Below are 18,277 nucleotides of genomic sequence, written 5' to 3' on the forward strand. Positions count from 1 at the left end.
GCGCAGGCCCAGCGTCACCGCGCGGGCGGTGTTCAGCACCATCAGCGCGGCCCACAGCCCGTGATTGCCAAAGCTCGGCACCAGCAGGAACAGCGCCACCACATAGATCGCCACCGACTGGACCATGGCGGTGCGCATGGCGCGGGTCCAGGTGGCGCCGATATAGATGCCGTCGAACATCCAGCTGGCGACGCCGATCACCGGGGCCAGCGCAGCCCAGATCAGGTATTCGCGCGCCGCGATCCGCACCTCGGGCGCTGTGGCCATCAGGTCGATCAACGCGGGCCCCGCCACGAAGAACGTGCCCCCCAGCACCAGAGCCCCACCGACGCCCCATTGCGACGCCATGACCGAGGCGCGCCGGACTTGGTATCGGTCCTTGGCCCCGACGGCGCTGCCCACCAGCGCCTCGGCGGAAAAGGCGAACCCGTCCAATGCAAAAGCGGTGATTTCCAGGAACTGCAGCAGCACCTGGTTGGCAGCCAGCGTCACATCGCCCAGATCGGCGCCTACGAACAGAAAGGTGGTGAAGGACCCGGTCAGCAGGACCGACCGGATCATGATGTCGCCATTGACCTGCATCATCCGGCGCAGGCGGGCGGGGTCGAAGATCCGCGCCCAATCGCGCCATTGATTGCCACCGAACGCATCGCGGCACAGCCACAGGCCCAGCGCTAGACCGGTCCATTCGGCGATCAGCGTGGCTACCGCCACACCTTCGACGCCCCAGCCCAGACCCAGCACGAACCACAGGTCCAGAAGGATGTTCAGCCCGTTCATCCAAACCTGCAGGACGAACACGCCGCGCGTGCGCTCGACCGCGATCAGCCAGCCCGTCACCGCATAAAGCGCAATGGTCGCCGGTGCGCCCCAGATACGAATCTCGAGGTAATCGCGCGTCAGCGCCTCGACCTCGGGGCTGGCGGGCGACAGGGCGAAGGCCCCTGCAAATACCGCCACCTGCGCTACGATAAAGAAAAGTCCCGCAGCGCCGCCCAAGAGCAGACCGCGCATGAGCAGAGCTCCGGTTTCAGCCGTGTCCCCTGCGCCTCGGGCCTGCGCCGCCAATCCGGTCGTGCCCATGCGCAGAAAGCCGAACACCCAATAGATCGTGGCCAGAATAACCGCGCCGATGCCAACCGCTCCGATCGGGGCGGCCTGCCCCATCTGGCCGACCACGCCGGTATCCACCGCGCCCAAAATCGGCACCGTCGCGTTGGACAGCACAATCGGCACCGCGATCTTCAGCACCCGCCTGTGCGTGATGGGTGCCGAGGCGTCCCGCATTTTGCTCAGCCCTTGGCCGAAGGCTCTTGCGGCATCAGGAAATGCCCGCTGGCCTGCGCGAACAGCTTGGCGTGGTTGTCCTGCCAGGCCTCGACGCGAACCGAGGCATACCGCCGTCCCGCCCGGCTGATGAAAGCGCGCGCATAGGCATCGCGCGGCAGGCCCGAGCGCAGATAATCCACCGTGAAGTCGATGGTCTTGGGAAAGCGGATACTGTGATCAGAGATAATGTCATCGGCGTCGATGTCACCGCTTTCGATGCGCGGGAACAGGTGCTCCCAGCTGAGCGTGATCACCGCCGTCACCTCGAGAAAGGCCGCCGTGACGCCGCCATGAATCGCCGGCAGGAACGGGTTGCCGATCAGCTTCTCGTCGAAATTCAGAACGCTGGTCAGTTCGTCTCCGCGTCGGTCGAAGCTGATGTTGAGGAACCGGATATACGGAACCCCCTCGACCAGCGCCTTGAGGGCCGCGTCGCGCCGCTGCTTCACCACCTGCATCGGTTCGGGACGGGGTCTTGTCATCTCACTTCCCCTCGACCGTGAAGGCGCCCGAGGCGGTGGCCACAGGGCGATCTTGATCGTCGTCCATGGCGGTGGCGCGCACGAAGGCTACGTTGCGCGTGATGTGATAGCAAGTTGCCCGGGTGGTGATCGTTTGGCCGGGCGTTGCGGCGCGCATGTAGTCGATGCGCAGGTCGATGGTGGCGGTACCGCCGGGGGCTGCCGGGTGGCTCATGACCGCGGCCCCGCAGCAGGTATCAAGGCTGGCCGACACCGCTCCTCCGTGAATCACGCCCGTGCGGGGATCGCCGATCAGATCCTCGTTGTAGGGCATGGTGATCTCGGCCTCGCCCTCGCCGATATGCGTCAGGGTCAGGCCCAAGGCCCGCGCATGGGGGATCGCTTCGATGAACTGGCGGGCGAGTACTGTCTTGTCGACCATTGGTGCTCTGTCCTTTTTCGTTGCCTTCTTTATGGTCTGGTGTTGACGCAAAGGGCAAGCCCGCCTGTTGCGCTTGTCCGCGCAACGCCCTAGGTTGCAGCCGAGGAGAACAGGAATGTCCGACGATCGTTTGTCATTCAAAGAGATGTGCGCCGAGTTCGACGTGACTCCGCGCACCCTGCGCTACTATGAATATATCGAGCTTCTGCAACCCGACCGCGAAGGCCGGTCGCGGTTCTATGGCCCGCGCGAACGGGCGCGGATGAAGCTAATCATGCGCGGCCGCAAGTTTGGCTTTCCGCTGGAAGAGATCCGGCAATGGCTGCTGATCTACGAGGATCAGGGCAACGAGGCCCAGATGGCGACCTTCGTCGAGATGGCCGACCGGCAGATGGAAGAGTTGCGCCAGCAGCGCCAGCAACTGGACGAAGCCATGGACGAATTGCAGCGCCTGCGCGATCAAACCGCAAAAATGCTGAACTGACCCCCGGCCTGATCATCTTGACAGACAGCCGCGCGTTGCCTTGCGCGGCTTTCTTTTTTGTCGCTGCCACCCTCGATTTCGCCTGAACCGGGGCAAGGAAATTGCCGGGCCCGCGCTTTACGCGAGCGGATGTTACGTCAATTTGAAAGTGACGCAGCGTTTGAATTACGTCAACGTCACTCTCATGTTGTAAAGCGGCCATCGACTGCGCAACTCATACTGCATGACGCCAGTGACGAGGGGGATGACCCATGACCGAAGACCTGATGACGATCCGCGAAATGTGCGAGGCGTATGACGTCACGCCGCGGACCCTGCGGTTCTACGAGGCCAAGGAGCTTCTGTTTCCGATCCGGGAAGGTCAGAAACGGTTGTTCACCAAACGTGACCGGGCGCGGCTCAAGCTGATCCTGCGCGGCAAGCGCTTTGGCTTCAGCCTGGAAGAGATTCGCCAGCTTCTGGATCTGTACCATGTCGGCGACCAGCAACTGACCCAGATGACCCGCACCTATGAAATCGCGTGCGAGCGTCTGGCCGACATGGAAGCCCGCCGTGAGGAACTGACCCAGGCGATCGACGATCTGAAGGAACAGTTGCGCTGGGGCGAAAAGGTCATCGCCTCGATGAAACAGGAAAAGAAGGCTGCCGAGTAAGCCACCCGGCCGCCAGCCACCCGGACATCTGAATTTAAGGGAGCTTCAAATGCCCGTCTACAACGCGCCTACCAAAGACACGCAATTCGTTCTGCAAGAGTTTCTCAAGGTCTCGCAATCCGACATTCCGGGCTATGCCGAGCTCGAGCCCGATTTCACCGGCGCCGTGCTGGAAGAGGCAGGCAAGGTCGCCGTCAACCTGCTGCACCCGCTGAACGTGGTTGGCGACAAGGAAGGCTGCCGGTTCGAAAACGGCGTGGTCTATACCCCGACCGGGTTCAAGGACGCGTTCGAGCAGGTCAAGGAAGGCGGCTGGACCGGCCTGGACATGCCCGAGGAATATGGCGGCCAGAACATGCCTTATGTTCTTGGCACGGCCGTGGGCGAGATGTTCTCGGCCGCGAACCAGGCCTTCACGATGTATCAGGGCCTGACCCACGGCGCTGCCTCGGCCATCCTGGCGCACGGCACCGACGAGCAGAAAAGCACCTATCTGCCCAAGATGGTCAGTTGCGAGTGGACCGGCACCATGAACCTGACCGAGCCGCATTGCGGCACCGATCTGGGCCTGATGCGCACCAAGGCCGAACCGCAGGGCGATGGCAGCTACAAGATTACCGGCCAGAAGATCTTTATCTCGTCCGGCGATCACGACATGGCCGACAACATCATCCACCTGGTGCTGGCCAAGATCCCCGGCGGCCCCGAGGGCATCAAGGGCGTGTCGCTGTTCATCGTCCCCAAGTTCCTGGTGAACGAAGACGGCAGCCTTGGTGAGCGCAACGGCGTTTCGGTCGGCAAGATCGAAGAAAAGATGGGTATCCACGGCAACTCGACCTGCGTGATGAACTATGACGGCGCGACCGGCTGGCTGCTGGGGCAGGAACACAAGGGTATGCGCGCCATGTTCACCATGATGAACGAAGCGCGTCTGGGTGTGGGCATGCAAGGTCTGGCCCAGGCCGAGGCCGCCTATCAGAACGCGCTGGAATACGCCAAGGACCGCCTGCAGGGCCGTGACGTGACCGGCGCCAAGAACCCCGATGGCCCGGCCGATCCGCTGATCGTGCATCCCGACATCCGCCGCAGCCTGATGGACCAGAAAAGCTTTGTGGAAGGCGCGCGGGCTTTCATTCTGTGGGGTGCGACTCTGATCGACAAGGCGCACCGCGCAGGTGACAAGGACGCCGACGGGCTGATCTCGCTGATGACCCCGGTCATCAAGGGCTTCCTGACCGATGAAGGTTACGACATGACCGTTCGGGCCCAGCAGGTCTATGGCGGCCATGGCTACATCGAGGAATGGGGCATGTCGCAATACACCCGCGACGCCCGCATCGCCATGATCTACGAAGGCGCCAACGGCGTTCAGGCGCTAGATCTCGTCGGCCGCAAGCTGGCGCAGGACGGCGGCAAGCATGTCATGGCCTTCTTCGACATGGTCAAAACCTTCTGTAAGGAAAACAGCGGCAAAGACGAAGCCTATGACAAGGCGTTCATCGAACCGCTGAAGGCCGCCTCGAAGGACCTGCAGGCCGCCGGCATGTATTTCATGCAGAACGGCATGACCAACCCGAACAACGCCCTGTCGGGTTCCTATGACTTCATGCACATGTTCGGCCATGTCTGCTTGGGCCTGATGTGGGCGCAGATGGCAAAGGCCGCGCAAGAGGCGCTGGATGCCGGCGCGACCGACAAGGACTTCTACGAGACAAAAATCGCCACCGGCCGCTACTACATGGCACGCCGTCTACCGGCCACGGGCATGCACCTGGCGCGGATCCAGACCGGCGCCGACACAATGATGGCACTGGACGCGGCGAACTTCTGATCCCAGTCTGGTTCCGGGCGACCCCGCCCGGAACCAGCGCTCACCGAGGAGTTGACATGCCCAAACGCTTTCGCCTGACCCGCCGCTTTCCCGTCGCCATGACCGAGGACGGTTATCGAAAACTCAAGGGGTTTGCCCGCGAGGCTGGGCTGGACGAAGGAGAGGCGCTGTCATTCCTGTTCGAGAATTTCAACAGCGTGATCGACGAGGAGAACCTGACCCACCGGCTGCGCATCTTCAATTCCGAGCTTGAGGCGCGCAAACGCTAGACGACCCCGATGCCTGGCCCAGGCCCGTCGTGTTTTCAGCAAGACAAGTCCGAACGCGGCTGCGGCCGGCGGTCAGGTCTTTCTTAAGACACGTGCGTGACGAAACCGTACAAACCGCCTTGGGAGGGGTGAGTGCATGACGATAAAACTGCATTGCTTCGGAGAAAGCGGAAACTCGTACAAGGCCGCCCTTGCGCTTGAGATGTCAGGGCTGGAGTGGGCGCCGGTCTTTGTCGATTTCTTCAACGGCCAGACCCGAACCCCCGAATACCGCGCCGAAGTGAACGAAATGGGCGAAGCGCCGGTGCTGATCGACGGAGATTTCCGGATCAGCCAGTCGGGCGCGATTCAGGCCTATGTCACCGAAAAGTCGGGCAAGTTCGGCGCAAAGACACGGGAGGAGAACTATGACATCCTACGCTGGGTGCTGTGGGACAACCACAAGCTCAGCTCGATGGCGGGCCTGACCCGGTTCTTGATGAACTTCCTGCCCGAACAGCACCGTAACCCGGATGTGATCGCCTTCAACCAAGGCCGCCTGAAGGCCGCTTATCAGGTGCTGAACGCCCATCTGGAGGGCCGCGACTGGATCGTCGGTGACAGCGCGACCAACGCCGATCTCAGCTGCTGCGGTTACCTGTATTACCCCGAACCGTTCGGCTTTGACCGCTCCGAATGGCCCCATATCGACGCTTGGCTGACCCGCCTGTCCGAGCAGCCCGGCTGGAAACACCCCTATGACCTGATGCCCGGCAATCCGTCGGATCGAGCTTGAGGAGAGAAGTATGACCGAAGCTTACATTTATGATGCCCTGCGCACCCCGCGCGGCAAGGGCCGCAAGGACGGCAGCCTGCACGAGGTGACCTCGGTGCGCCTGTCGGCCGTGGCCCTGAACGCCATCAAAGAACGCAACAACCTGGAAGGCCACGCCGTCGAGGACGTGATCTGGGGCAACGTCACCCAGGTGATGGAACAGGGCGGCTGTCTGGCGCGGTCCGCGGTTCTGGCCTCGGACTTGGATGAATCGATCCCCGGTCTGGCCATCAACCGGTTCTGCGCCTCCGGCATGGAGGCCGTGAACCTGGCCGCCAACCAGGTCAAAGGCGGCGCGGGCGAGGCCTATATCGCCGGTGGCGTCGAGATGATGGGCCGCGTGCCCATGGGCAGCGACGGCGCCGCCATCGCGGTCGATCCGTCGCTGGCGATGGAGACCTATTTCGTACCGCAGGGCATCTCGGCCGACATCATCGCCACCGAATACGGCTTTACCCGCGATCAAGCCGACGCGCTGGCCGTTGAATCGCAGAAACGCGCGGCCAAGGCGTGGGAAGAGAACCGCTTTGCCAAGTCGGTGATCTCGGTGAAGGACCGCAACGGCCTGACCATTCTGGACCGCGACGAATACATGCGTCCCGGCACCGACATGCAGAGCCTCGGCGCGCTGAACCCCTCGTTCCAGATGATGGGCGAGCAGATGCCCGGTTTCGACAAGGTGGCGATGCTGAAATACCCGCATCTGGAAAAGATCAACCACATCCACCACGCCGGCAACAGCTCGGGCATCGTGGATGGCGCAGCGGCCGTTCTGATCGGCAACAAGGAATTCGGCGAGAAATACGGCCTGAAGCCGCGCGCCCGCATCAAGGCCACCGCCAAGATCGGCACCGACCCGACCATCATGCTGACCGGCCCGGTTCCGGTGACCGAAAAGATCCTAGCCGAAACCGGCATGACGATCAGCGATCTGGACCTGTTCGAGGTCAACGAGGCCTTTGCCTCGGTCGTGCTGCGGTTCCAGCAGGCATTTGACGTCGATCCGGCGCTGGTCAACGTCAATGGCGGCTCGATCGCCATGGGCCACCCGCTGGGCGCCACCGGCGCGATCATCATCGGCACCCTGCTGGACGAGCTGGAGCGTCAGGACAAGGAAACCGGTCTGGCCACCTTGTGCATCGCATCCGGCATGGGCGCGGCAACCATAATCGAACGTGTGTAACGGCGGGGATCAGGAGAAGAAAAATGGCTGATTTTACACTGACCAAAGACGCCGACGGCGTTGGCATCATCACCTGGGACGTCCCCGGCAAGACCATGAACGTGATGTCGTTTGACGGCCTGTCCGAACTGAACGACTGCATCGATCAGGCCCTGGCCGATGACGAGATCAAAGGCATCGTGATTACCAGCGGCAAGGAAGGATCGTTTGCCGGCGGCATGGACCTGAATCTGCTGGCGGTGATGAAGGAACAGGCGGGTGACGACCCGGCCAAGGGCCTGTTCGAAGGCACGATGAAGATGCACGCTCTGCTGCGCAAGATCGAACTGGCCGGCATGGACCCCAAGACCAAGAAAGGTGGCAAACCGATCGCGGCCGCCCTGCCCGGCACTGCCGCCGGCATCGGCATGGAGCTGCCGCTGGCGACCCATCGCATCTTTGCCGCCGAGAACCCCAAGGCCAAATACGGCCTGCCGGAAATCATGGTCGGCATCTTCCCCGGCGCGGGCGGCACCACGCGTATGGTCCGCAAGGTGGGCGCCATCGCGGCGGCTCCGCTGCTGCTGGAAGGCAAGATGCTGGACGTGAAAAAGGCCAAGGGCGCAGGTTACATCGACGAGATCGCAGCCGATCCGCTGGCCGCGGCCAAGGAATGGGTGCTGAACGCCAAGGATGCCGATCTGGTCAAGCCGTGGGACGCCAAGGGCTACAAGATGCCCGGCGGCGCGCCCTATCACCCGGCGGGGTTCATGAACTTCGTGGGTGCCTCGGCGATGGTGAACGGCAAGACCCAGGGCGCCTTCCCGGCGGCCAAAGCCTTGCTGAGCGCGGTCTATGAGGGCGCACTGGTCGATTTCGACACCGCGCTGAAGATCGAGGCGCGCTGGTTCACCTCGGTGTTGATGAACCCGTCCTCGGGCGCGATGATCCGTTCGCTGTTCCTGAACAAGGAAGCGCTGGAAAAAGGCGCCGTTCGTCCGAAGGGCATTCCGGACCAGTCGGTCAAGAAGATCGGCGTTCTGGGTGCCGGCATGATGGGCGCGGGCATCGCGCTGGTCTCGGCGCAGGCCGGGATGGAGGTCGTGCTGATCGACCGCGATCAAGCCGCCGCAGACAAGGGCAAGGCCTATACCGAAGCCTATCTGGACAAGGGCATGAAGCGTGGCAAGGTCACGGCCGAGAAGAAAGAGGCCATGCTGAGCCGTATCACCGCCACGCCTGATCTTGAAAAGCTGGCGGGCTGCGATCTGATCATCGAAGCCGTGTTCGAGGACCCCAAGGTCAAGGCCGAGATGACCCAGAAGGTCGAGGCGATCATCCCCGAGGACTGCATCTTTGCCTCGAATACCTCGACCCTGCCGATCACCGAACTGGCCAAGGCCAGCAAGCGGCCCGATCAGTTCATCGGAATCCACTTCTTCTCGCCGGTCGAGAAGATGTTCCTGGTGGAAATCATCAAGGGCAAGGAAACCGGTGACCGCGCCGTGGCCAAGGCGCTGGACTATGTCCGCCAGATCCGCAAGACGCCAATCGTGGTCAATGACGCGCGGTTCTTCTACTGCAACCGCTGCATCATCCCCTACATCAACGAAGGCGCGCGGATGATCACCGAGGGCGTCAAGCCGGTGCTGATCGACAACGCGGCGCGTCAGCTGGGCTTTCCGGTTGGTCCGATCCAGCTGACCGACGAAACCTCGATCGACCTGGGTGCCAAGATCGCGCGGGCGACCAAGGCCGCGATGGGCGACGCCTATCCCGAAAGCCCCGCCGACGAGCTGATCTTCTGGATGGAGGAGCAAGGCCGTCTGGGTCGCAAGGCCAAGGCCGGGTTCTTCGACTATGACGAGAACGGCAAGCGCATCGGCTACTGGCACGGTCTGCACGAGAAATATCGGCTGGCCGAACAGCAGCCCTCGCTGCAGGAAGTGCAGGACCGCCTGATGTTCGCACAGGTTCTGGAAGCCGTGCGCGCGTTGGAGGAAGGCGTTCTGGAAGACATCCGCGAAGGCGATGTTGGCGCCATCCTGGCCTGGGGCTTTGCGCCGTGGTCGGGTGGTCCGTTCAGCTGGCTCGACATGATCGGCGCGCCCTACGCCGCCGAGCGTTGCGACCAGTTGACCGCGAAATATGGCGACCGCTTCGCTTGCCCGCCGCTGCTGCACGAGATGGCCGAGAAGGGTCAGACCTTCTATGGCCGCTTCGCCCCCGAGGCCAAAGCGGCCTGACGTACAGGTGCTGGCGCATGGTTGCACGCGCCAGCCGCCCGCTGGCTCGACCGGGTCAGCTCTGCCAGTCGGCGCGCAACAGCAGGACCGGCTGTCTGGGCCGCCCCGGGCGTCCGGGGCGCCGCTCGCCCCGGAGGGGTCTGACCGGAACCACCGGCGCCCCGGGAACCGCAACGGCCGAAGACGATACCGGGCAGGCCAGCGCCGACAAATCGCGCGCCGCCGCGACGGACGCCACCAGTGCCGCGCCACTCTCTGCATCCAGAACCGGGTAACCGCTTTGCCCCGCTACACGCCCTCTGCCCCCGATACGGCAGGCCGGGAAATAGGCCCTCAGACCGCCTTCGATGCAAATGATCTCGTCCTGATCGAAAAACAATGTAGTCACCGGGAAACGGGTGGCCGGCATCGCCGAACCAAAGGCAAAAGACCCGCTGAGCAACCGCGCGGCGACGATGGCGCTGTCCGTCGGCGGCGCATCCAGCCAGGACGCGGCGACGGCAATCCCCTGCTCGGGCATGAGCCAGACCGGCCGCTTGTTGTAAGCCGCGCCGGCCGGCACCCGGACCGGCAGGAAGTCCGGACGGGTTTCATCAGCCGGCACCGAAATCAGGTCTTGTGACACCCGCCGCACGGGCTGGAACCCGTTGTCCGCCGTGCGTACCGGATCTCCGGGTGTCAGCGCCTCGACGGGCACCCACCCGCCATAGGTCAGAACCCGCGTTCCATGCACCAACCCTCCGCGCCGCACCGAAACAGCCTTGCGCGTCGTTGTTGCAACCCCTTTTTCAAAGGACATCTCGTCCGCTGAAACACTCACTACTTCAAACATGCGCCGCCCCCTTCTGGCACCTGTCAACTGAAACAGGTGTAGCACGGCAGGCCAAGCGACGCCTCATTTCTGCCTTTTTTCCGCCGGCTTTACGCCATCACACCGAGCATCAGGCCAAGTTTCAGGAACAGTTCCACCAATAGCCCCGCCGTTGAACGTAAATGGGAAACAGTTACCTTATTCGAAGTGATACCCGAATCTCTCGATATCTTCTGAACAGGCCTCGGCCACGGCATCGCGGGTCTGGGCGCAATAATAGTCCCGATAGTCTGCCGATCGGTTCGACGGGTTTGCATGCGGCAGACAGAATTCAAACCCAAGATGATCGAACAAGGGGCAGGCATCTTCGTGGAAATGCTCGAGCCGAACATAAGCCTTGCACAGATCCTGCCCCTTGGCGGTGGTGACGTAGCTACGCGCCGGGTTCTGCCGGAACGATCGGCGGATGTCCGGGTGCTGTACGAAACCAGCGAAATCCAGCGTCCGGGCCAAGCCGACCGCCGGGTGCGAAAACGTCTGTGTGCGCAGCCAGTGATAGTAGCTGACCATCCGATCCCAGGGGTTGCGCACCAGAGTAAAGATGAACATGGCGGGCATTAGGTCGGGCGGTACAAGCCCCTCGATATCGGACAGACGCGCGTGTTTCCACAGGCGGCCCGCGGTCACAAGCGACTGCTGACGCCGCCGTCGCCGTTGCGCCTTGGGCGTGTCTCCCACCAGAATGTCGTCCTTCATCGCACGCGCCTCGAGCGCAAGCGCCAGCGACGTTCCCCCGGTTTTCGGGATATGAATGAAGATGAAAGACCGCCCCGTCGATAGGATCACCCTAGCCCCTTTGGTATTCTGGTACTTTCAAGTGGTTCAGTGGAACATGCCCGGCACCGGTTGTGCAACAGGTTTGCGCCGTTCGGTCCGAACGTGATAGGATTTGGCCAAATCATAACGAGCAGCCCACCGTGAAGACGGCATTCAAACAATACCAACGGATCGAAGCCACCGGTCTGTGGCGCCCGTCGCCGGACGAACAACGGCGCGAGGTCGTGGTGTCGATCGGCGAAGCGACACTGACGATTTCCGACTTCAACGACCGACCGCTGACCCATTGGTCTCTGGCCGCATTGGAGCGCCAGAACCCCGAAGTCTTTCCAGCCATCTACAACCCCGACGGCGACCCGGGCGAGACGCTGGAGCTCGACCAGTCGGAAACGACCATGATCGAGGCCATCGACAAGCTGCAGCGTGCCATCGAACGTGCCCGTCCCCACCCCGGACGCCTGCGCTGGGCCAGCGTCGGCGGCGTCGCGGCCGCGGTGGTGGCGCTGCTTGTTTTCTGGTTACCGGGCGCGCTGCAATCCCATGTCGTGAGCGTTCTGCCGCAGATCAAGCGCCAGGAAATCGGCGAGATGGTCCTGCGCCGGATCGAACGCGTTTCGGGCCGGGCCTGCAACGCACGCGACGCGCAGGCGTCGCTGCGGGCGCTTGCGCAGCGGACCGGGGTGCGCCGGGTCGTGATCTTGCCCGCAGGCGTGCAAGACAGCCTAGGCCTGCCCGGTGGCATCGTTCTGCTGAACCGGGCGCTTGTCGAAGATTACGAGGACCCGGCCGTCGCCGCGGGATACATAATCGCCGAGCGCGCCCGTGCCGGACAGCAGGACCCTCTGGACGAGCTGCTGGACCGGACGGGCAGCGCCGCCGCGTTTCACCTGTTGACCACAGGCGGGCTGACGACCGGGCAGATCGATGCCTATACCGAGCAGGTCCTGTCGGACCCGCGCCCGGAAATCGCGGATGAGACCCTGCTGCAGAGCTTTGCCCAGGCCCGACTGCCTTCGACGCCTTATGCCTATGCGCGCGACATCACTGGCGAAACGGTTCTGCCCCTGATCGAGGCCGACCCGATGGCAGCTGAGCCTCTGGACCAGGTCCTGCCCGACCGCGACTGGGTGCGGCTGCAGAACATCTGCAGCGACTAGGCGCCTATTTGGTGCCGAACATCCGGTCGCCGGCATCGCCGAGGCCGGGCATGATGTAGCCCTTGGAATTCAGCTCGCGGTCCAGCGCGGCGGTCACGATTTTGACATCGGGATGCGCCTCTTTCATGCGCGCCACACCTTCGGGGGCGGCCAACAGGCACAGGAACCGGATGTCGGTGGCGCCGGCCTGCTTCAGCAGGTCAACCGCCGCGGCCGAGCTGTTACCCGTGGCCAGCATCGGGTCAACCGCGATCACCAGCCGGTCTTTCAGCCCCTCGGGAACCTTGAAATAGTACTGCACCGGTTGCAGCGTTTCTTCGTCGCGATAAAGGCCCACAAAACCGACCCGGGCCGAGGGCACCAATTCCAGAACGCCGTCCAGCATCCCGTTGCCCGCACGCAGGATCGACACCAGCGCCAGCTTCTTGCCCGCCAGGATTGGCGCGTCCATCTCCTCCATCGGGGTCTCGATGTTGCGCGTGGTCAGCGGCAGATCGCGGGTCACCTCATAGGCCAGCAGCAGCGTGATCTCGCGCAGCAGTTGCCGGAACGAGGCGGTCGAGGTGCCCTTGTCCCGCATGAGCGTCAGTTTGTGCTGAACCAGTGGGTGGTCGACGACGGTCAGATGTTCGCTCATGTGTTCTCCAGTCTTTTTCTGACCCTTGCGCGGGTCTCTTCATCGCAGAATGCGGCGTTCAGGGCGGTGTCGTTCAGCGCGGCGAAATCCTCGGCGTCCCAGCCGAAGGCCTGGGCCAGCATCTCATATTCGCGGCGCATTGTGGTATGAAAAAACGGCGGGTCATCGGTGGAAACCGTGACCTTCACGCCCGCCGCACGCAGCCGCGCGATCGGATGGGTCGCAAAATCCGGGTACAGGCCCAGCACCACGTTCGAGCCCGGGCAGACCTCGAGCGTGACGCCCCGGTCGGCCAGTTCATGCACCAGATCGGGGTCTTCGATAGCTCGCACGCCGTGGCCCACACGTTCGACCCCCAGCGCGCGTACGGCATCGCGCACGCTTTCGGGGCCGCCGAATTCGCCGGCATGGGTGGTCAGGCGCAATCCGGCCTCGCGCGCGCAGTCGAAGGCCCATTTGAAATCGGCCTGCTGGCCCATGGCCTCGTTCCCGCCCATGCCGAACCCGGTGATCCAGTCGCCCGCGGTTTCGGCGGCGCACAGCGCGCTGCGCTTGGCCTTGTCGGGCCCGAAATGGCGCACGCAGGTCACCACACCGCGCAAGGTGATGTCGAACTTGCGCTCGGCCTCGTCGGCGGCGTCCTGAATGGCGGCCAGATAGTCGCGCCAGGCGTGCAGATCGCCCCCGCCGCAGAAATCGGGGCTGAGGAAGGTTTCGGAATAGACCACCCCGTTCGCAGCGCTTTCTTCCAGGATCGCCAGCGTCAGGCGCCGGAAATCCTCGGGCGTTTTCAACACCTCGCAAGCGGCCTCGTAGACGCTGAGGAAATGCGCGAAATCGCGAAAGTCATAGCTGCCGTCGGGCTTGAAGATGCCGCTCAGGTCAACCTTCTTTTCATGCGCCAGCTGGCGGATGAAGGCGGGCGGGGCCGCACCTTCGTGATGCAGGTGCAGTTCGATCTTGGGCAGGTCTGCGACGGTCATAGAAAGGTCCTTCCCGGCCCTTGCGCCGGAATGCTCAGGTGATGTGCGATGCTGGCGGCCACGTCGGCGAAATTGACCTGCCCGATCTGTCCGGCCCCCAGGCCGGCGATCAGCACCGGCACCTGCTCGCGGGTGTGGTCGGTGCCGACCCAGCTGGGGTCGTTGCCGTGATCGGCGGTCAGCAGAAACAGGTCGCCCGGGCGCAGCCGGGGCAGGATACGCCCGATCTCGGCGTCGAACCATTCCAGCGCGCGGGCATAGCCCGAGATGTCGCGCCGGTGGCCGTACTGGCTGTCAAACTCGACGAAATTTGCGAATGTCAGGCTGCCGTCCCCGGCGCTGTCCACGAGGCGCGACAGGTGACCCATCAGATCGGCGTCCGAGCCCTTGTCCAACGTGTCGATCCCCTGCATCGAGAAGATGTCGCCGATCTTGCCCACGCCATGCACGCGGCGGCCTGCGTCCTGCGCCCAGTTGGTCAGCACCGGTGCGGGCGGCGTGATGGCAAAATCCTTGCGGTTGGTGGTGCGGACAAACCCCTGTTCGGGCGATCCCACGAAGGGGCGGGCGATCACCCGGCCCACCTTCATCTTGTGCAGAATGGGGGCGAGGGTCCGGCACATCTGGTACAGGCGCTCCAACCCGAAAGTCTCCTCATGCGCAGCAATCTGGAACACACTGTCGGCCGAGGTATAGCAGATCGGCCAGCCGGTGCGCATGTGTTCCGCGCCCAGTTCGGCGATGATCGTGGTGCCCGAGGCATGGCAATTGCCCAGAATGCCCTCGGTTCCGGCGGCCTGCGCGGCGGCGCGGGTCAGATCCTTAGGGAACGCGGGAACCGCGTCGGGGAAATAGTGCCAGTCCCACGGCACCGGCAGCCCGGCCAGCTCCCAATGGCCCGAAGGTGTGTCCTTGCCCGGCGAATGCTCGCGCGCGCAGCCCCACAGGCCGGTCGGGTCGGCCTCCAACCCCGGCGCATCCACGCCCGAAGCCAGTCGCACCGCCGCCCCAAGCCCCAGCGCATCGAGGTTGGGCAGGCGCAACGGCCCGGACCGGCCATCCTCGGCCCGCCCTTCGGCGCAGGCCTGCGCGATATGGGCCACCGTATTGGCGCCCGTGTCCGGCACGTCGCCATTGAAGAACCGGTCGGCATCCGGCGCGCCGCCGATGCCCACCGAATCCATCACCACAAGGAACGCGCGCCTCATGCAAGGATCCTTTCCTGTACGAGCTCCGGCACCGGAACGGCCGCCGGGCCGATGGTGATTGCGGCGCGCACGGTTTGCGCGGCCCGCTGTGCGGCATCCTCGCGCGCGGCATGGACCACGGCCAGCGGCATTCCGGCCGAGACCTTGTCGCCCAGCCGCACCAGCGCCAACAGACCCACCGCCGGGTCGATCACGTCGCTTTCCACCTGCCGGCCACCGCCCAACGCCACGACCGCAAGGCCCAGCGCCTCGCCATCCATCGCGGTGACATAGCCTTCGTCCTGCGCCGTCACCTCGAGGATCACGCTGGCCTCGGGCAGATAGCGCGTCCAGTCCTCGACCAGGCCTAGCGGTCCGCCCACCGCGGCCATCATCCGGCCGAACCGCTCGGCTGCGCGGCCATCGCGGATCACCTCGGCAATCATGTCCCGCCCGGCCTGCGCGTCGGCGACCATACCAGCGTCAGATAGCAGAACACCGCCCAGCTCGGCCGAAATCTCGGCCAGAGGCGAGGGCTCCCCACCGGTCAGCACCTTCATCACTTCGGCGATTTCCAGGGCGTTGCCCAGCGCGGGCGCCAGCGGCTGATTCATGTCGGTGATCAGGGCCGAGGTCCGGCACCCGGCCGCATTGGCCGTTTCGGTCAGGGCCTGCGCCAGCATGCGCGCCTCGTCCAGCGTTTTCATGAAGGCCCCGCTGCCAACCTTGACGTCCAGCACCAGCGCATCGGGGCTGGCCGCTAGTTTCTTGGACAGGATCGAGGCCGTGATCAGATCGAGGCTTTCGACCGTGGCGGTAACGTCGCGGATGGCATAGAGCCGCTTGTCCGCCGGGGCGATCTGCGCCGTCGCGCCGACGATGGCGGCCCCGGTCTCGGCCAAAATCTGGGCCAACCGGTCCTGGCCGATCTGGGTCGACACGCCGGGGATCGCCTCGAGCTTGTCGAGCGTCCCGCCGGTATGGCCCAGACCGCGGCCCGAGATCATCGGCACATAGGCTCCGCATTCCGCCAGCGCCGGGGCCAGCACGAGGCTGACGCAATCCCCCACACCGCCGGTCGAATGCTTGTCGATCACCGGACCGTCCAGATCCCAGGTCAGAACTTCACCGCTGTCCCGCATGGCCAGCGTCAGCGCGGCGCGGCCCTCGGGACCCAGCCCGCCCATGCAGACGGCCATAGCAAAGGCTCCGGCCTGGGCGTCGCTGACGCTTCCATCGGCCAGACCTTGGGCAAACCACGCCAGCTCGCCGGCATCCGGCACCTCGCGGCGGCGTAGTTTCGCGATGATCGAACGGGCGTCCATGGGCGCGGCCCTTACATGAACGAAGGGTCGAAAGCGCCGGGCAGCAGCTCGCCGATGGTCGTGCGGGTCTCAACCCCGTCCACCGTCGCCATGGTGACCACCACGTCCTTGTCCCCGAACTCGGCCAGTTTCTGCCGGCACCCGCCGCAAGGCGGCACCGGTTGCGGGCTCGAGGCCACGACATAGACCTCGGCCAGCTTGTTTTCTCCGGCGGCGACCATCGCGGCGATCGCCCCGGCCTCGGCGCAGGTGCCTTCAGGATAGGCCACGTTTTCCACGTTGCAGCCCGCGAACACCGCGCCCGACGGGGTGCGGACCGCGGCGCCCACTTTGAAATTAGAGTAGGGCGCATAGGCGTTTTCACGCACCTTGAGGGCTGCTTCTTTCAACGACATGGCGATTCCCCGATTTTTTGATCAACTGGTCAGAATGCCATACCCTACTGGAAATCCGCCGGGGAATTGAAGCCCCATCTGCACGGAATGTCGGCGCGCCCGCGCGTCAGCCCAGATCGGTCTTGAAATACCCGGGCAGCGTCACTTCAAGCAGTTCGACATCGTCGCTCGGATCGGCCAGCTGCGTGCGCATTCCGGGTGGGATGACAAAGGCGTCGCCCTGCTCCAGGCGATAGGGTTCGCGGCCTTCACCTTCCAAGGTGACGGCCCCATTCATCACGAAGGTAAAGTGGATATCGGCATCATGGCTAGCCCAGACCGGGTCGCCCTGCCCCCGGCGCACCACCTGAACGCCTGCCACGCCGTTGGTGTTTTCGGCAATCGTCGTGTCGCGGCATTGATAGCCCGGCAGGCGGAATGGCTGCCACTCTGCCCCTTCGGCCCGGTTGTAGACGAACCGCTGCCCCTGCCATTCCCGCTCGGGGTGGTAATGCGGCGTGGGCAGTTGCATTTCGTGGTCGATCTCGGTGACATGCTCGGCCGGAACGCCGATTTCGATCACCTGCACGTTGTCCGACGCTTCGAGTACGCGGTGCCGGATCTCGGGCGGCTGGATGAAACAATCACCGGCGGTCAGGCGCATCTTGTCGCCCTGATCTTCGTAGACGACATCGACCCAGCCGTGGATGCAGAAGATGAGCTGGAACCCGACCTTGTGGAAATGGACCATGTCCGGGACCGGGCCGCCGTCGGGAATGCGGATGTGGCTGGCAATGATCGACCCGCCCAGCCGGTCGGGCACCAGATCGCGGTAATGCATGCCCGCGCGCCCGATGATCCAGGGCGCCTGATCCTTGAGCCTGCGGACGACGAAGGAATGAACCGTCTCGGGCATCACCAGGGGCGGGTTGCGCTCCTCGATCTCGATGCGGGTGCCGTTGGGGGCGACCAGGCTGCGCTGACCGCCGGCGAACCCGTCCGGGTCTTCGGTGAGGATCCGCAAGGTGCCCGGCGCCTCGGGCGCGTCCTTCTCCACACGCAGGCGCAGTCCATGCCCGGAAAACACCGCAACCCGAGGGTCATCCGCCGGATAGATCATGTCCATCCGCATGCCCAAAACCTTGGTGTAGAACGGAATGTCGTCTCGCAACTCTTGGGTCGGAATGCGGAATTCGGCTATGGTGTCGGTCATGCTGGTCTCCTCTGCGCGGGACAGTGGGGGGCGTTTCGGAAATTTGCAAGCCAGGGCCGAAC

General features: G+C 64.0%; 19 protein-coding genes. 8 read left to right on the plus strand and 11 right to left on the minus strand.

What is annotated here, in order from left to right; translation table 11 throughout:
- The 3 genes from AC2FM3_RS01035 to AC2FM3_RS01045 all read right to left on the minus strand — a co-directional run.
- The coding region (locus tag AC2FM3_RS01035; RefSeq protein ID WP_496678367.1) for an MATE family efflux transporter at positions 1–1,287 on the minus strand (1,287 nt) is incomplete at its 3' end.
- 5 nt (positions 1,288–1,292) lie between these two features.
- Complete coding sequence (locus AC2FM3_RS01040) at positions 1,293–1,811, minus strand: PaaI family thioesterase (RefSeq protein WP_496678369.1); 519 nt, start codon at positions 1,809–1,811, stop codon at positions 1,293–1,295.
- A 1-nt stretch (position 1,812) separates the two neighbouring features.
- Entirely contained in the window at positions 1,813–2,232 is a 420-nt protein-coding gene (locus AC2FM3_RS01045) for a PaaI family thioesterase (protein ID WP_170358398.1), read from the minus strand.
- A gap of 115 nt (positions 2,233–2,347) precedes the next feature.
- On the opposite strand from AC2FM3_RS01045, the gene AC2FM3_RS01050 reads away from it, so the two are divergent.
- From AC2FM3_RS01050 to AC2FM3_RS01080, 7 genes are all read left to right on the plus strand, one after another.
- Positions 2,348–2,716: a MerR family transcriptional regulator gene (locus AC2FM3_RS01050; RefSeq protein WP_496678371.1), complete on the plus strand. Its 369-nt coding sequence runs from the start codon at positions 2,348–2,350 to the stop codon at positions 2,714–2,716.
- 251 nt (positions 2,717–2,967) lie between these two features.
- On the plus strand, positions 2,968–3,369 hold the full coding sequence (locus AC2FM3_RS01055) for a MerR family transcriptional regulator (protein WP_005981908.1): 402 nt from the start codon (positions 2,968–2,970) through the stop codon (positions 3,367–3,369).
- Between the two features lie 49 nt (positions 3,370–3,418).
- Positions 3,419–5,200, plus strand: a complete 1,782-nt coding sequence (locus AC2FM3_RS01060; RefSeq protein ID WP_496678374.1) for an acyl-CoA dehydrogenase C-terminal domain-containing protein — start codon at positions 3,419–3,421, stop codon at positions 5,198–5,200.
- Positions 5,201–5,256: 56 nt separating this feature from the next.
- Positions 5,257–5,469: a hypothetical protein gene (locus tag AC2FM3_RS01065; RefSeq protein WP_005981899.1), complete on the plus strand. Its 213-nt coding sequence runs from the start codon at positions 5,257–5,259 to the stop codon at positions 5,467–5,469.
- 136 nt (positions 5,470–5,605) lie between these two features.
- Positions 5,606–6,244 (plus strand): glutathione S-transferase family protein, encoded by a 639-nt coding sequence (locus tag AC2FM3_RS01070; RefSeq protein WP_496678376.1) that lies wholly within the window; start codon positions 5,606–5,608, stop codon positions 6,242–6,244.
- Between the two features lie 10 nt (positions 6,245–6,254).
- Positions 6,255–7,466 (plus strand): acetyl-CoA C-acetyltransferase, encoded by a 1,212-nt coding sequence (locus AC2FM3_RS01075; RefSeq protein WP_496678378.1) that lies wholly within the window; start codon positions 6,255–6,257, stop codon positions 7,464–7,466.
- Between the two features lie 23 nt (positions 7,467–7,489).
- Positions 7,490–9,691 (plus strand): 3-hydroxyacyl-CoA dehydrogenase NAD-binding domain-containing protein, encoded by a 2,202-nt coding sequence (locus AC2FM3_RS01080; protein WP_496678380.1) that lies wholly within the window; start codon positions 7,490–7,492, stop codon positions 9,689–9,691.
- Between the two features lie 55 nt (positions 9,692–9,746).
- Here the strand turns inward: AC2FM3_RS01080 and AC2FM3_RS01085 are convergent, their stop codons facing one another.
- Positions 9,747–10,511, minus strand: a complete 765-nt coding sequence (locus AC2FM3_RS01085; protein WP_496678382.1) for a Hint domain-containing protein — start codon at positions 10,509–10,511, stop codon at positions 9,747–9,749.
- A gap of 189 nt (positions 10,512–10,700) precedes the next feature.
- Complete coding sequence (locus AC2FM3_RS01090) at positions 10,701–11,348, minus strand: sulfotransferase family 2 domain-containing protein (RefSeq protein ID WP_496678384.1); 648 nt, start codon at positions 11,346–11,348, stop codon at positions 10,701–10,703.
- Positions 11,349–11,479: 131 nt separating this feature from the next.
- On the opposite strand from AC2FM3_RS01090, the gene AC2FM3_RS01095 reads away from it, so the two are divergent.
- Complete coding sequence (locus tag AC2FM3_RS01095) at positions 11,480–12,496, plus strand: hypothetical protein (protein ID WP_496678385.1); 1,017 nt, start codon at positions 11,480–11,482, stop codon at positions 12,494–12,496.
- A 4-nt stretch (positions 12,497–12,500) separates the two neighbouring features.
- On the opposite strand, the gene upp is transcribed toward AC2FM3_RS01095, so the two are convergent.
- From upp to AC2FM3_RS01125, 6 genes are all read right to left on the minus strand, one after another.
- Entirely contained in the window at positions 12,501–13,133 is a 633-nt protein-coding gene (gene upp / locus AC2FM3_RS01100) for a uracil phosphoribosyltransferase (RefSeq protein ID WP_490361960.1), read from the minus strand.
- Positions 13,130–14,116: an adenosine deaminase gene (locus AC2FM3_RS01105; protein WP_496678386.1), complete on the minus strand. Its 987-nt coding sequence runs from the start codon at positions 14,114–14,116 to the stop codon at positions 13,130–13,132. Before AC2FM3_RS01105 ends, upp begins: the two co-directional genes overlap by 4 nt.
- Positions 14,113–15,324: a phosphopentomutase gene (locus AC2FM3_RS01110; RefSeq protein ID WP_496678388.1), complete on the minus strand. Its 1,212-nt coding sequence runs from the start codon at positions 15,322–15,324 to the stop codon at positions 14,113–14,115. Before AC2FM3_RS01110 ends, AC2FM3_RS01105 begins: the two co-directional genes overlap by 4 nt.
- A complete protein-coding gene (locus AC2FM3_RS01115) occupies positions 15,321–16,628 on the minus strand; it encodes a thymidine phosphorylase (protein ID WP_496678390.1) in 1,308 nt (435 codons plus the stop codon). Before AC2FM3_RS01115 ends, AC2FM3_RS01110 begins: the two co-directional genes overlap by 4 nt.
- Before the next feature lie 11 nt (positions 16,629–16,639).
- Positions 16,640–17,023 carry a cytidine deaminase gene (locus tag AC2FM3_RS01120; protein ID WP_496678392.1) on the minus strand — a complete coding sequence of 128 codons (384 nt, stop codon included), beginning with the start codon at positions 17,021–17,023 and terminating at the stop codon, positions 16,640–16,642.
- Positions 17,024–17,129: 106 nt separating this feature from the next.
- On the minus strand, positions 17,130–18,215 hold the full coding sequence (locus tag AC2FM3_RS01125; RefSeq protein WP_496678394.1) for a cupin domain-containing protein: 1,086 nt from the start codon (positions 18,213–18,215) through the stop codon (positions 17,130–17,132).
- Positions 18,216–18,277: the final 62 nt, after the last annotated feature.

Source organism: Ruegeria sp. BHSB172, assembly GCF_059613165.1.